The sequence below is a fragment of the Collinsella tanakaei YIT 12063 genome (genome assembly GCF_000225705.1).
GTDB classification, from domain to species: Bacteria; Actinomycetota; Coriobacteriia; order Coriobacteriales; family Coriobacteriaceae; genus Collinsella; species Collinsella tanakaei.
Genome location: NZ_JH126467.1, coordinates 480,439 through 494,226, shown reverse-complemented (window position 1 = coordinate 494,226; position 13,788 = coordinate 480,439). Strand labels below are relative to the sequence as shown.

General features: G+C 57.9%; 12 protein-coding genes. 11 read left to right on the top strand and 1 reads right to left on the bottom strand.

The features are described 5' to 3' along the window. Window positions 1-326: 326 nt before the first annotated feature. The 4 genes from ileS (at window position 327) to HMPREF9452_RS02475 (ending at window position 6,272) form a co-directional block, all read left to right on the top strand. Window positions 327-3,131, top strand: coding sequence for an isoleucine--tRNA ligase (ileS, locus tag HMPREF9452_RS02490; protein WP_009140528.1), 2,805 nt, complete (start codon window positions 327-329; stop codon window positions 3,129-3,131). Between the two features lie 164 nt (window positions 3,132-3,295). After that, window positions 3,296-3,874, top strand: coding sequence for a signal peptidase II (gene lspA / locus HMPREF9452_RS02485; RefSeq protein ID WP_009140527.1), 579 nt, complete (start codon window positions 3,296-3,298; stop codon window positions 3,872-3,874). Beyond that, on the top strand, window positions 3,874-4,890 hold the full coding sequence (locus HMPREF9452_RS02480; RefSeq protein WP_009140526.1) for an RluA family pseudouridine synthase: 1,017 nt from the start codon (window positions 3,874-3,876) through the stop codon (window positions 4,888-4,890). The genes lspA and HMPREF9452_RS02480 overlap by 1 nt, the downstream gene beginning before the upstream one ends. Window positions 4,891-4,997: 107 nt before the next feature. Further along, the gene (locus HMPREF9452_RS02475) at window positions 4,998-6,272 is read left to right on the top strand and encodes a glycosyltransferase family 2 protein (protein ID WP_009140525.1); all 1,275 of its coding nucleotides are present in this window, start codon (window positions 4,998-5,000) and stop codon (window positions 6,270-6,272) included. Between the two features lie 174 nt (window positions 6,273-6,446). On the opposite strand, the gene HMPREF9452_RS02470 is transcribed toward HMPREF9452_RS02475, so the two are convergent. Then, a complete protein-coding gene (locus tag HMPREF9452_RS02470; RefSeq protein WP_009140524.1) occupies window positions 6,447-6,770 on the bottom strand; it encodes a hypothetical protein in 324 nt (107 codons plus the stop codon). 92 nt (window positions 6,771-6,862) lie between these two features. Between HMPREF9452_RS02470 and HMPREF9452_RS11225 the strand changes: the two genes are divergently transcribed. The 7 genes from HMPREF9452_RS11225 (at window position 6,863) to HMPREF9452_RS02435 (ending at window position 13,401) form a co-directional block, all read left to right on the top strand. Further along, complete coding sequence (locus HMPREF9452_RS11225; protein WP_315968573.1) at window positions 6,863-7,369, top strand: prepilin peptidase; 507 nt, start codon at window positions 6,863-6,865, stop codon at window positions 7,367-7,369. A 61-nt stretch (window positions 7,370-7,430) separates the two neighbouring features. Beyond that, on the top strand, window positions 7,431-8,675 hold the full coding sequence (locus HMPREF9452_RS02460) for a deoxyguanosinetriphosphate triphosphohydrolase family protein (RefSeq protein WP_009140522.1): 1,245 nt from the start codon (window positions 7,431-7,433) through the stop codon (window positions 8,673-8,675). Window positions 8,676-8,735: 60 nt separating this feature from the next. Next, entirely contained in the window at window positions 8,736-10,064 is a 1,329-nt protein-coding gene (locus HMPREF9452_RS02455) for a replication-associated recombination protein A (protein WP_009140521.1), read from the top strand. A 163-nt stretch (window positions 10,065-10,227) separates the two neighbouring features. Further along, window positions 10,228-10,809 (top strand): hypothetical protein, encoded by a 582-nt coding sequence (locus tag HMPREF9452_RS02450; protein WP_009140520.1) that lies wholly within the window; start codon window positions 10,228-10,230, stop codon window positions 10,807-10,809. Continuing rightward, window positions 10,802-11,179, top strand: coding sequence for an ATP-binding protein (locus tag HMPREF9452_RS02445; RefSeq protein WP_009140519.1), 378 nt, complete (start codon window positions 10,802-10,804; stop codon window positions 11,177-11,179). Before HMPREF9452_RS02450 ends, HMPREF9452_RS02445 begins: the two co-directional genes overlap by 8 nt. After that, window positions 11,179-11,976, top strand: a complete 798-nt coding sequence (locus tag HMPREF9452_RS02440; protein ID WP_009140518.1) for an RNA polymerase sigma factor SigF — start codon at window positions 11,179-11,181, stop codon at window positions 11,974-11,976. The genes HMPREF9452_RS02445 and HMPREF9452_RS02440 overlap by 1 nt, the downstream gene beginning before the upstream one ends. A 27-nt stretch (window positions 11,977-12,003) precedes the next feature. Then, a complete protein-coding gene (locus HMPREF9452_RS02435) occupies window positions 12,004-13,401 on the top strand; it encodes an AI-2E family transporter (RefSeq protein ID WP_009140517.1) in 1,398 nt (465 codons plus the stop codon). The last annotated feature ends 387 nt before the right edge of the window (window positions 13,402-13,788 follow it).

Sequence of the window (13,788 nt, the reverse complement as noted above, 5' to 3'; positions counted from 1 at the left end):
GTCGGACTACAGGCGTTGAAGGGGACGAGTACCTTGGACCACGCGTGCTACAGAGAGTTCGGCATGCTGAGAGCCGGACGCGCGCGCCCAGGAGAATATCACCCCGGAGCCGCGGCCCCAACGGAATGCTTTGCGCTTCTTAGTAGACGTCGCCGGGATGGCCGCCGTTATAGGCCAGCCGAGTATTGAGGGGAGCGCGAGAGCGTGACCTCTAAGCTGGGTGGTATAGCGAAACGCTACCGTTTTGTGCGGTTTTATGGAAGGCGCTTCGTCCCAGCTTGCAGGGACGGGCGCCTTTTTGCGTCCGTGAGATGAAAGGGGTACTTGTGGCGAACGAGTACAAGAAGACCATGAACTTGCCCAAGACGGCGTTTCCCATGCGCGCCGGTCTGGCCAAGTCCGAGCCTGTCCGCCTGAAGGGCTGGCAGGACAACCACGTCTACGAGCAGCTCATGAAGAAAAACGAGGGGCATGACAAGTTTGTCCTGCATGACGGCCCTCCGTACGCGAACGGCCCCATCCACCTGGGCCACGCTATGAACAAGATCTCCAAGGACATCATCAACCGCTACCGCTCCATGCAGGGGTACCAGACCCCCTACGTGCCCGGCTGGGATTGCCATGGCCAGCCCATCGAGCACAAGGTCGAGGAGATGCTGGGAACCGAGAAGTTCAACCAGACCCCGGTCGATAAGATCCGCGAGCTTTGCAACAAGTTCGCCGTCGAGAACATCGACCTGCAGCGCGAGGGCTTCAAGCGCTTGGGCGTGCTGGGCGATTGGGATAACCCCTACCTCACCCTCTACCATCAGCACGACGCCGCGGACATCGAGGTCTTCAAGGAGATGTTCGATGCCGGTATGATCTATCGCGGCCACAAGCCCGTTCACTGGTGCAAGCACTGCCACACCGCATTGGCCGAAGCCGAGATCGAGTACGGCGATGAGACCAGCCCCTCCATCTACGTCCGCTTTGAGATGACCTCCAAGCCCGCCGGCCTTGAGAACTTCGACGGCCCCGTGGACTTCGTCATCTGGACCACCACCCCGTGGACCATCCCGTCCGACCAGGCGGTCTCGCTCAAGCCCGAGGCCATCTACGTCGCCGTGGAGCACGAGGGACGCGCCGAGATCATGATGAAGTCCTTGGCCGAGCAGGTCTGCGAGATCGCCGGCTGGGAGTACTCCCCGGTCATGGTCGACGGCAAGCCCTATGAGGTTCCCGCCGAGACTTTCGATCACCTGCATTACAAGCAACCCGTCTTCGACGGCGTCGAAGGCGTCGCTCTTCTTGCTGACTACGTCGGCACCGAAGACGGTACCGGTATCGTCCACAACTCGCCCGGTCACGGCGTGGACGACTATTACGTTTGCCTCAAGGAGGGCATGGACATCTGCATGCCCGTCGACGACGACGGTCGCTTCTACGTGGGCGAGGACTTCGGTACCGGCGGCCCGTTCAGCGGCATGGACACCGACGAGGCCAACCCGCACATCATCGAGTTCTTGCGCGAGCGCGGTACCCTGGTGGCAGAAAAGAAGATCACCCACAGCTACCCGCATTGCTGGCGCTGCAAGAATCCCGTGCTTTTCCGCGCTACCGACCAGTGGTTCGTCTCCATGGACAAGACCGGCCTGCGCGAGACCGCTTTGGACCAGGTGAAGAACCACGTCGCTTGGTATCCCGAGCACGCTTCCAACCGCATCGGCGCCATGGTTGAGCAGCGTCCCGACTGGTGCATCTCTCGCCAGCGCAACTGGGGCGTCCCCATTCCCAGCTACACCTGTGCGGACTGCGGCGAGAAGATTATGAATGACGACACGCTCGACGCGGTCATCAGGCTCTTCCATGAGAAGGGTTCCGACGCCTGGTTCACGGATACGCCCGAAAGCTATCTTGGCGACGCTTGCGTTTGCCCCAAGTGCGGCGGCCATCACGTCAAGGCCGATCGCGACATCTTGGACGTGTGGTGGGATTCCGGCGTCTCCTGGAAGGCCGTCTGCGAGTTCCGCCCCGAGCTCAAGTACCCGGCTGATGTCTACCTGGAGGGCTCCGACCAGCATCGCGGCTGGTTCCAGAGCTCGCTTCTGACTAGCGTGGGCGCAAACGGCGTCGCTCCGTACAAGGCCGTCATCTCCCAGGGCTTCACCCTGGACGGCCAGGGCCGCAAGATGTCCAAGTCTCTGGGTAACGTCATTGACCCCAACAAGATCTGCGACGAGATGGGCGCCGACATCGTGCGCCTGTGGGTCTCCAGCGTGGATACGTCCACGGACGTCGCCTGCGACCATGAGATCCTCGCCCGTACCTCCGACGCGTACCGTCGTTTCCGCAACACCCTGCGCTTCCTGCTCTCCGTTCTGGAGGACGATTTCGAGCCCGAGCGCGACGCGGTCTCCATCGCAGACCTTATGCCGCTCGACAAGCTCATGCTCGCCCGCTTGACCCAGGTGCAGGCAGAAGTCGATGCCGCTTACGAGCGCTATGAGTTCAACCGCGTTTATCGCGTGCTCTATGACTTTGTGGTGACCGAGCTCTCCAACGTCTACCTGGATGCTCTGAAGGATCGTCTGTATTGCGACGGCGTCGACTCCGTGTCCCGCCGCAGCGCCCAGACGGTGCTCGCCGAGCTGCTCTCCATGCTCATGCGCGACTTGCAGCCCATCTTGTCCTACACCGTGGACGAGGCCATGGCGTTCGCTCCCAGGAGCCTGGTGGACAATCAAACCTACGCCGCCATGCTCGATTGGTACCGCTCACCGCTCTCCATGGACGAGGCTTCTCACCTGCTTCCCGTCCTCGAGGCGGCTATCGAGCTTCGCGGTGTGGTCACCAAGGCGCTTGAGGATGCACGCGCCGACGGCTCGTTTACCAAGAGCCAGGAGGTTCGCGTGAAGGCTACCGTTCCCGCCGAGGCTTACGCACTCCTCACCGGCGAGCATGCCTGCGATCTTGCGGAGTTCTACATTGTTTCCGAGGTCGATCTGGAGCAGGGCGAGGACTTCTCCGCCACCATCGAGGCGGCGCATGGTGAGAAGTGCGATCGCTGCTGGAACTTCCGCGAGTCCACCGGCGCCCACGGAGGACATGAGCATATCTGCGATCGCTGCGCTGCGGCCCTGGGTTTGTAATCTCATAGTCGATACGGCGAATCGTTAGGGCTATTCTCCAAGATTCGTACGTGTTTTGCGCGGCGTCTCCGTGCTCCTCTTCTGGGGTTTCGGGGGCGCCGCTTTTTGCACCGTTTTATTCGGGTACCCTATAGTCCAGTTCGCGGTTATAAGGAAAGAGGCAGATGGAATCTACCCGTTCTAACAATAAAGGCTTTTCTAGCAAAGGCGCGCTTGTTCCCTCCATGGTATGGCGCCTGCTTGTCTCCGGGGCCATGGCATTGGTGTTCCTGGTGGTTGATCAGGTTTCCAAGATGATTGTTCGCCGCGCCGTCATGACGGGCTTTTTCAGCGTGGAGGTTATTCCCGGTGTGCTCGGCCTGGAGTTTGTCGCCAACCGAGGCGCCGCTTTTGGCCTGGGCGAGGGCATGGGTTGGGTGTTCGTTCTGCTCGCCGTGGGTGTTACTGCTTTTGTTCTTGTTTACCTTCTTCGCGCGCCTAAGATCTCACGGCTCGAGGTGCTAGGTATGGGCATGGTTGTGGGCGGAGCTATCGGCAACGCAATCGACCGTTTGGTTTTTGGCTTTGTGACGGATTTCTTTGCGACCCGCTTTATCGATTTTCCCGTTTTCAATGTGGCGGATATCGGTATCACGTGCGGCGTGGCGATTGCGTTCATCGGCTTTATGTTCTTCTCGCCCGCCGCGCGCGAGCACAACGATAACAACCTGCAGGCTGGTGCTGAAGACGGGAGTGATCGCTAATGGCAATGGATGCCCACTACCTTGTTGATGCTTCCGATGTAGGCTGCCGTCTGGATGCCTATCTGGGGTCACAAGACGGTATGCCCTCGCGCAGTGCGTGCGCGCGGCTGATTGAAGGCGGATCGGTGGCGCTTAATGGCGAAACGGTCCTGTCTAAAAAAGAGTCTGTTCAGGCGGGTGACAGAATTTCCGTCGAACTTCCGGACGAGCCGGAGCCTGGAGTTGTTGCAGGCGAGCCCATTCCGTTGGATATCCGCTATGAGGACGATTATCTCATCGTCCTTTCAAAACAGCGCGGCCTGGTGTGCCATCCGGCTCACGGGCATGACTCGGGCACGCTCGCAAACGCTTTGGTCTACCACTGCGGCATCGAGCATTTGGGCACCTTGCAGGGCGAGGACCGTCCCGGCATAGTGCATAGGCTCGACCGCGACACGTCCGGTCTCATGCTTGCCGCCAAGGACGATGATACCCAGCGCGCCCTTCAGGACCTTATTCGCCTGCGTACGCTCGACCGCCGCTATATCGCTTTGTGCCATGGCTACATCGCGCATGATGCGGGCACCATCAATACCGGCATCGCGCGTTCAACGCGTGACCGCGTCAAGATGGCCGTGACGGACGACCCCTTTGCACGTCAGGCAATCACCACGTTCAAGGTACTCGAGCGCTTTGAGGCCACGCGCGGCAACGATGGCTACACCCTTGTTGAATGCCATCTCTATACGGGGCGTACGCACCAGATTCGCGTGCATATGCGTCATATCGCGCATCCGCTTGTGGGTGACCCGCTCTACGGAAAGGGCAACGACCGCGCCAACTACGGCCTGCAGCGCCAGTTCCTCCATTCCTGGCGCGTCAAGTTCGCCCATCCGGTTACGGGGGAAGAGATCGAGCGCTTCGATGAGCTTCCTTGGGATTTGGCGGCGGTCTTGGACGAGCTCGCGCCCACCAGCCTTGGGCGGACCGAGGCGGGTGAGCGTATAGTCCCCATGCTTGGCTTGCTTGAAGATTAACAATTTGCATCCTTTGCATGTTGGCTTGCTCTGCGAGCGCAGCTCACGCGGCCTTGCAGTACACTGAAATGAATGTATCGATTCACCTAGATGATCGGGAGAGACCTTTGGCGCCCATCGTTGTTTTCAATTTTGTGATCGGTGTCCTGTTCACCGTCTGCTTCCTCTACCAGGTCATCTATATGCTTGTCGGGCTGTTTCACGGCGAGGTCAAGGTGCCCAAGGCTGCAAAGCAGCACCGCTATGCGTTCTTTATCGCGGCCCACAATGAAGAGCCCGTGATCGCCAACCTAGTTCAATCGATCAAGGACCAGGATTACCCTGCAGAGCTGATTGATATCTTTGTGGTCGCTGACGCCTGCACGGATAACACCGCTCAGGCCGCGCGAGACGCCGGTGCCATTGTCTATGAGCGCAACGACCTCGCTCGAAAGGGAAAGAGCTGGGTTATGGATTATGGTTTTGACCGTATCTTGCGTGAATACCCCGGCAAGCACGAAGCGTTCTTCATCTTTGATGCGGATAACTTGTTGTCGCGCGACTACGTATCGATTATGAACGATGCGTTCGACCAGGGTTATCTCGCACTTACCAGCTACCGTAATTCCAAGAACTTTGGCAGCTCGTGGATTTCGTCCGCTTACGCGACCTGGTTTTTACGCGAGGCCCGTTATCTCAACAACGCTCGTATGATCTTGGGCACCTCATGCGCGGTATCCGGTTCCGGCTACCTTGTTTCTTCCAAGATTATCGAGGGAATGCACGGCTGGGACTTCCATACGCTTACCGAGGATATCCAGTTCTCTACGTTCTGCGCCGTGCACGGCGTTCGCATCGGCTATACCCCCGCTGAATTCTATGATGAGCAGCCGTTGACGCTTTCCGCTTCTTGGAAACAGCGCATGCGTTGGACTAAAGGCTTTTATCAGGTGTTCTTTACGTATGGCAGACACCTGCTCAAAGCTATTAGCAAGTTCCGTCGCTTCGCGGCCTATGACCTGCTTATGACCATCGCCCCCGGCATGCTCTTGACGTTGATCTCCCTGCTTGCAAACGGCACCTTTATCATCGTCGGCATGATGTCGCATGGGTTCTTGGCTACAGATGCCGAGATTGAAATGTGCGTAGGCTCGCTTTTGCTTACGCTTGGCTTTATGTACATCACGTTTTTCGCCATGGGTCTGCTCACAACCATCACTGAGTTCAGGCATATCCATTGCCCTGCGAAATGGAGGATCGTGGCTAACTTGTTCACGTTCCCGCTCTTTATGTTTACGTATATTCCGTTGACGGTTGCAGCCTTGTTCCTCAAGGTCGACTGGGTTCCCACGCCGCATGATGTCTCCGTTACACTCGATGAAGTCATCCAGGGCGCACGCTAGCGCGGAATACATTGGGTTTTTCGAGCGCAAGCCGCACCGTGACGTTCTTTTGCTCATGGTGCGGGCGCTGAATCATTCTTCTAATCTCACTTAGAGGGCTTCATCTGCCATCGGAATCGATTGCGCCATTTGAGGCGTTTGCTGAGCGCTGAGCTTCTTGGTTTCGCTTTTCCCTTATGAGTTCATAGCGGTATCGCTCATGAAGCCATAGCCATCGTCAAAGGCGAAGTCATCCTCGTCCCATTGCGGGCCCCATGCGTCATGGTCATCCTCTTCGTAGAGATATCTGGGCACGTCAGTCGAGAAATAATAGGTGGAGAACGCGGTATAGATAAGCAGCGTGATCGCGAGCGCCAGCAAGGAGATAAGGCCCAGCACGGAAGCCGTGAGAATATATGCGAAGCGCGAGGAATTGGTTTGGGGTAGGGTGGAAGCGCTCGCGCTTTCCACGGTGCGCTGCGCGGTGATAGTTTGATACGGGTGCTCGGTCGCGTTCACGGCGCTTTGCCCCTTTCGCGATACTTAGTGTGAATGGGTACTCGACCATTATAGGCGCTCTTTATTTGGGTAACGATACATTTACGTTCTACATGCCTATGGCGAGAGGGGGAGCCATGGAAGGATTGCGCGGTATCGTTGTATTTGCGCTGGTAGGAGTGTTTGCGGCATCCATGATAGCTGCTGCGGCTATCGATGTGCGCTCGCGCAGGTTCCCCAATATCCTCGCTGCTTTCATGTCGCTTGTCGCCGTTGGCCTTGCATGGTCGCTTTATTCCGCGCCCGTCTTTTTTACCCACGTCTGTTGCAGCATTGCCTTTCTTTGCGTTCTCGTTGGGTTCGAACTTGTTTGGCGACGGGCGTCTGGACGCTCGGGCTTGGGAATGGGAGACGTCAAGGCGCTGGCGATATTGGCTTTGCTTTCGCCCTTGGCGGCGTTTGCCGCGTTTTGCATTTCCATGTTGCTGCTTTCGATTATCTGCCTGGTGCGAAGGCTTGAATCTTTGCCTTTGCTACCCCTGCTCTTGCCAGCGTTTGCATTTCTCGTAGTAATTTGCCCCTCCGTTTGGTCACGTTTGGATGGCAGCATGGTGTTTTAGGCCCCCGTTGTCCGCGCTTTGTGCGATTATGGGCAAAAGAGCTTACGAGAGGACTAGGATCATGACTCTGGTAGACAACTCCCTGCGTGCCGGGCTTGATGGCATGCCCTCCTCCCTTTCCGACGCGCTAGTCCAACGCATGATTGACGACCGCCGTCGCGGTTGGACCAACCCCTGCAAAACGCAAGACGCCGATGCCATAAGGCGCGTCGACCGCGTCCAGGACCACGGTAGCCTGTGGCGCCCCGCCTTTGTCCGAGATACCGAGAAGATCCTGCACCTGCCAGCCTATAACCGCTACGCCGGCAAAACGCAGGTGTTCAGCTTTAGGAGCAACGATGATCTCTCGCGTCGAGGCCTGCATGTCCAGCTGGTCGCGCGCATCGCAAGGGATATAGGCTACGCGCTGGGCCTCAACTGCGATCTTATCGAAGCGATAGGGCTGGGACACGATTTAGGGCACACCCCGTTTGGCCACGCTGGCGAGCGTTTCCTTAACGACGTGTATCGCGATCGAACCGGCAAGTGGTTTTTCCATAACGTTCATTCCGTTCGCGTGATGGATCGCCTGTATGGACGAAACCTCACGCTTCAGACGCTCGACGGCGCGCTATGCCACAACGGCGAGTATGAACAGCGGGTTTTCGAGCTGTCGGGTCTTTCTTCTTTTGATGAGCTCGATCAAGCGGTCGAGAATTGTTGCGAGCTTGGTGGCGCCGCTATCGGCCATCTTCGTCCCATGACGCTCGAGGGGTGCGTGGTCCGCATCTCCGACATCATCGCTTATGTTGGGCGAGACCGGCAGGATGCTATCGAGGCGGGGCTTTTGGACGAGGACGCATTCGACGACGGCCTTGGTGGCAAATATAATTCCTGGATTTTGACGCATGCGTCAGTTGACATCATTGAGAACAGCTACGGCAAGGATCGCATCGAGATGAGCGAGGCGATGTTCAAGGAGATTCGCCGTGCAAAAGCTGAAAATTACAAGAAGATTTATCGCTCAAGCGGTATCGAGGGGGAGCGCGAGGAGGTGCTGGGTCGTGCGTTCGCACTTATGTACGACTATTTCTTGCGCGATGTTTTGGACGAGGATCGCACGAGCTTCATCTTCCGTCACCATATCGACCGCATCGAGCGAGCGCTCGCCCATTACGGTAAAACCTATCGGTGGCGAGAGGATCCCCATCAAACCGTGGTGGACTACATCGCAAGCATGACTGACGGCTATTTTGCCGAGCTCGCATCCAAACTCTTCCCTGATTTAAAGTTCCCTCGCAGGACGTACATCAACGAAGTCTGCTAGGGTGTAGTGTCTCTTGTTGGGGCCGTATGTTCGATCACCCCTTTGTGAAGAATGGTTTGTATGGATACTTTGTTTTCTGAACATGAGCGTGCCACCCAGCTGCGCAACGCGCCGCTCGCCGTACGCATGAGGCCTACCAGCCTTGATGATTACGTCGGTCAGGAGAAGGCCGTCGGCCCGGGGTCGTGGCTGCGCTCCGCCATCGAGCACGACGTTATGTCGAGCGTGATCTTGTACGGTCCGGCGGGTACGGGCAAGACCACGCTCGCCCATATCATAGCCGCGCATACGCGCAGCGAGTTTGTCGAGGTATCTGCCGTGACCGGTACGGTAAAGGACCTGCGCCGCGAGATCGATGAGGCTAAGCGACGCCTGATGTCCTTTGACCGTCGTACGATATTGTTTATCGACGAGATCCACCGTTTTTCGCGCTCTCAGCAAGATGCCCTGCTCCACGCGGTGGAGAACCGCACGGTCGTCATGATCGGAGCTACCACGGAGAATCCTTACTTTGAGGTGAATTCTGCTCTGCTGTCGCGTAGTCGCGTGGTGGAGCTAGAGCATCTGCGCAACGATGACGTCGAGAAGCTCATCCGGCGCGCGTTGCAAGATCCGCGGGGGCTTGCGGGCCGGTTCACCATGGACGACGAGGTGGTGAACGCCGTCTGCATGCTGGCGGCGGGGGATGCTCGAAGTGCGCTGACCACGTTGGAGCTTGCCAGCGAGATTGCGATTACCAGGGGAGACGGCGATGGCGGCGCCATTACGCTAGAGGATGTCCGCGTCGCCAATCCTCGCCGAGGTTTGTCCTATGACAAGTCCGGGGATATGCATTACGACATTATCTCCGCCTTTATCAAGTCGATGCGCGGTAGCGATCCGGACGCCGCCGTATACTGGCTGGCTCGCATGATCGATGCGGGTGAGGATCCCAAGTTCATCGCCCGTCGCATCCTTATCGCCGCTTCCGAGGACATAGGCAACGCTGATCCCCAGGCTATTCTGGTGGCCGAAGCTGCCTTTAAGTCCGCCGAGGTCATTGGGTATCCGGAGTGCAGGATCAATTTGGCGCAAGCCGCTATTTATAACGCGCTCGCGCCCAAGTCGAATGCGTGCGAAGCCGCGATAGATGCCGCGCTGGCGGATGTGCGCTCGAGCGGTCAGCGCGAGGTTCCGGTGCATCTGCGCGACCGGCATCGTCCCGGTTCCGATGAATACGGTCCTTACCTGTATCCCCATGACTATCCAGAAGGATGGGTGGAACAGCGCTACCTTCCAGAGGGGCTCGAACGCGGGGCGTTTTGGAAGCCCGCCGGCAGGGGCTGGGAAGAATGGCGGGTGGAGCAGTCTGCCCGCGACCGTAGCGGACGCGCGCCGAAAGTCGACTAAGGACTGTTCTCCGCCGCCCGCGTTGCCGGGATCGCGGTCTTGGTCCTTCCCGTGGAGCTGGTATTGGGGTTAGGTTAGCCTGCCCTTGCATGGGGTACCATACACAGCGTATGTCGCTTGGCGGTATGCACCTGAGTATCAACCGTAACTTCTTGGAGGCAACATGGAGCCTATCCAAATCGTCCTGATTGTACTTGTCGCCGCAGGTATCTGGGCCGTGGTCGAACTCGCACTGACCATTCGCCGCGCCCGCACCACCGTCGACACTCTCGACAAGACCATGAACGAGGTTAACGAGGCCATTGGCGAGGCGCGCCCCGTCATCGCCAAGCTTGACGGCGTCGTCGATGATTTGCAGCCCGCGTTGTCCCAGGTGGAGCCTTTGCTCAAGCAGGGGAGCGTCGCTATCGAAGCGCTGTCTGCGGACTTGATTGAGATTAACGGCGTGCTTCGCGATGTCTCGCAGGTAACCGGTACGGTTTCTACTGCGTCGGACGCCGTCTCCGGGATCGCCGACGCCGCGACCGAGAAGGTCCAGCGGCTTCTGGGCAAGAAGCATCGCACGGCCTCTGCCAAGCGCGCGCTTTCTGAGTCTGCAGAACCTAAGGACGCCGACGCTTCCGATGCGCTCGCCGCAGAGGATGCGGACACTCGTGCGGATACCGAGCCCGCTCCTATCGAGGCTCCCGCTAACCGTTACTTCACCTATTCCGATGGCACCGCCGGGGAGGACTCCAATGACTAATTCGTGTCCAGTATGCTTGACCGTTCAGGCCGACCCCTCTTTTGCACGCCTGGTGCGTATGACCGCCTCTAACGTCGCTATGCTCTCGTCCATGTCCGTGGACCGCATCGAGGACATTCGCATGGCTGCCGAGGAAGCGTTCATCTACGCCTGCTCCACCGAGCCCGGTGCGGACCTTTCGATTTCCTTTGATGTTGATTCCGAACACGTGGGCATGACCTTTGAGCTTGGCGACGTTGCGTTTGCAGAGCCCTCTGAAGAGGATCCCACGTCAGCGTACGTCGACCTGATCCTTGGTGCCGTTTGCGACTCCTATGAGAAGCGGGAGGACCCCGCAACTCTAGTGCTTATGCTGAAGGCTGATGTGTAATGGCAGATACCCAACGCGCAACAAAGTCTGGAAAGGCGGCGTGGGACAAGGAAAAGACCCACGAGCTTTTCCGACGCTATAAAGAGGAGGGCGATGTCGAGGCACGCGAAAAGCTCGTGATGTCCCACATGAACCTCGTCCGCTTCCTTGCAAACAAGTTTAAGAACCGCGGCGAGCCGCTCGACGACCTTATCCAGGTGGGTTATCTTGGCCTGCTCAAGGCGATCGACCGTTTTGATCCTAGCCGTGGCCTTGAATTCACCACGTACGCAACGCCCACCATCATGGGCGAGATCAAGCGACATTTTCGCGATAAGGGTTGGAGCGTTCGAGTCCCCAGGCGCCTTCAAGAGCTTTCCGCAAAGGTAAACCAGGCTACGGACGTGCTTACAACCGAGCTTCAGCGATCGCCCAAGATCGAGGAGATCGCCGAGTATCTGGATGCGTCTGTGGACGAGGTTCTCGAGGCGATGGAGTCTTCCTCTGCCTATAGCTCCGTACCGCTCGAGGGCACCGGCAACAACGATAACGACGACGCGCCCAGCGTTCTCGATCGCTATGCTACCGAGGATTCCGCTCTGAACTTTACTGATGACCGCTTGATTATCGAGGAAGCTCTCAAGGGGTTCTCCCCGCGCGAGCGCGAGGTCATCGACCTGAGGTTCTTGCAGGGAATGACGCAGATAGAGATTGCCGAGCAGCTTGGTATCTCCCAAGTCCAGGTGTCTCGCCTGTTGCGCCGTACTCTCAAGAAGATTCAAGATAAGATCGACCCCGAAGGGGTTATGAGCAAGTAGCGCGGTTGTTCGCGCGTTTGGAGATACATGGTTCGCACACCGTCGCGCGATGACCGCGGCCGCTCTCTCAAGTCCGCATTTCTCAACGTGTGGACCGTCATCGGCTGCGTCATCATCTTCCTTATCGTATTGAACTTGTTGGGCTTGCTGAGCGGTACGCTATTGTTCCTGGCAGTCGGGTGCATCTCGGCGTTCATCGCCTCGCCCCTGGTCAACTGGCTCGAGCGACATCGCGTGCCCCGCGGCGCCGGCGCCCTGTTGGGCATCCTGGTCGTTATCGTGGCGGTCTTGTTGCTGTTCGTCATCGTTATCCCGTTGATGGCGAGCCAGCTTCTTGAGCTGCTCAGCCATTCGTCCTCCTGGCTATCCGCCTTGGGGCGATGGCTTGTCGACCTGGAGCAGCAATATGCCGTTTTCGAGCACTTCTTTGACACCGTCAAGCTCGATTCGCTCATGAGCTCTTTGGGCGACTTGTTCAACCGGCTCGCCTCCGGTCTGCTCGCATCTATCAAAGATGGAATCGTCCCCATTGTGAACAATATCGCTTCCACTACGTTTACCGTGTTTTTGGGTCTGGTGCTGGCGTACTGGCTGGCGCTCGATTACCCCAAGATCAACGAGGAGATCTGCGGTCTTCTGGGCGAGGATCGCGCGCTTGATTACCGTCTTATGGTGGCCGTGGTATCCAGCTCCGTGGGCGGCTACCTGCGTTCCACGCTCATCAACTCCCTTATTCAGGGCTTCTTGGCGTTTCTCGGCTTCGCCCTTGTGGGCCATCCGTATGCTGCGGCGATGGGCGTTCTTTCCGGCGTGCTCAATATCATCCCGGTGGTCGGCCCCAGCATCTCCGCTATCATCGCGTCGCTCATCGCGTTGTTCTATAGCCCTATGATGGCGGTATGGACCATGGTTATGGCCATGCTGTCCCAAAACGTCACGGACAACGTTATCGCGCCCAAGATCAATCAGTCCACTATGCAGGTTCATCCCGTGCTGTCGCTGACCGCGTTGGTCATCGGCTCCACTCTTGGCGGCACGGTTGGCATGATCATCGCGCTGCCCATTGCCGCCGTTCTGAAGAGCCTGTTTATCTTCTATTACGAGAGCCGCACCAACCGCCAACTTGTGTCCTATGCGGGCGCGCTGTTTCGCGGAACCCCCTTCCTGGATGAGAAGGGCGATCCCGTGCCCGCTTTCGACGCGCTGGGTAACGATATCTTTGTCGCTGACTCACAGATCATCGATGACGAATCGGTGCCCAAGGCGGAGGCGGTGCCCAAGCCCCATCTTGATAACCCTTGGTCTACCTTAAATATGTTTGAGAACATGGGTGCCACCGGCGTTTTCAAGAACCCCTTTGCATCTATGGATGAGAAGTCCAAGAAGCATAGCGATGCCGCCGCGGACGAGGATGACGGTAAGTAGACCGCCCTTCCCTTCCCAGCGCCCTTTCGTATCTTAGCTCCCTCTCAAAATTGACCCCTCATCGACTTCATGCGGGCTACTGCTGAAAACGCGGTCCAGTTGGACTTGGCGCTCTGCTGAAAACAGGCTCCAGTTCACCTCTAACGCTAAAAACGGCCTCCGGTTGGAGTTGGCGCCACCGGAGGCCGGATACGCTAGTTCCTTATCCAGCACTTTTTCTCGCGGCCTTTCGGAACCCTCCGGGCTCAAGTTCAACTGGACCGCGTTTTTAGCGTCTCCAAGTCCAACTGGACCCAAAAAGTAGATGGCGGGTGCAAACGGAGGCTGTTTTCAGCAGAAACCCCAAGTCCAACCGGAGGCCAAAAACAGAGCGTAGTCAATTCGTGC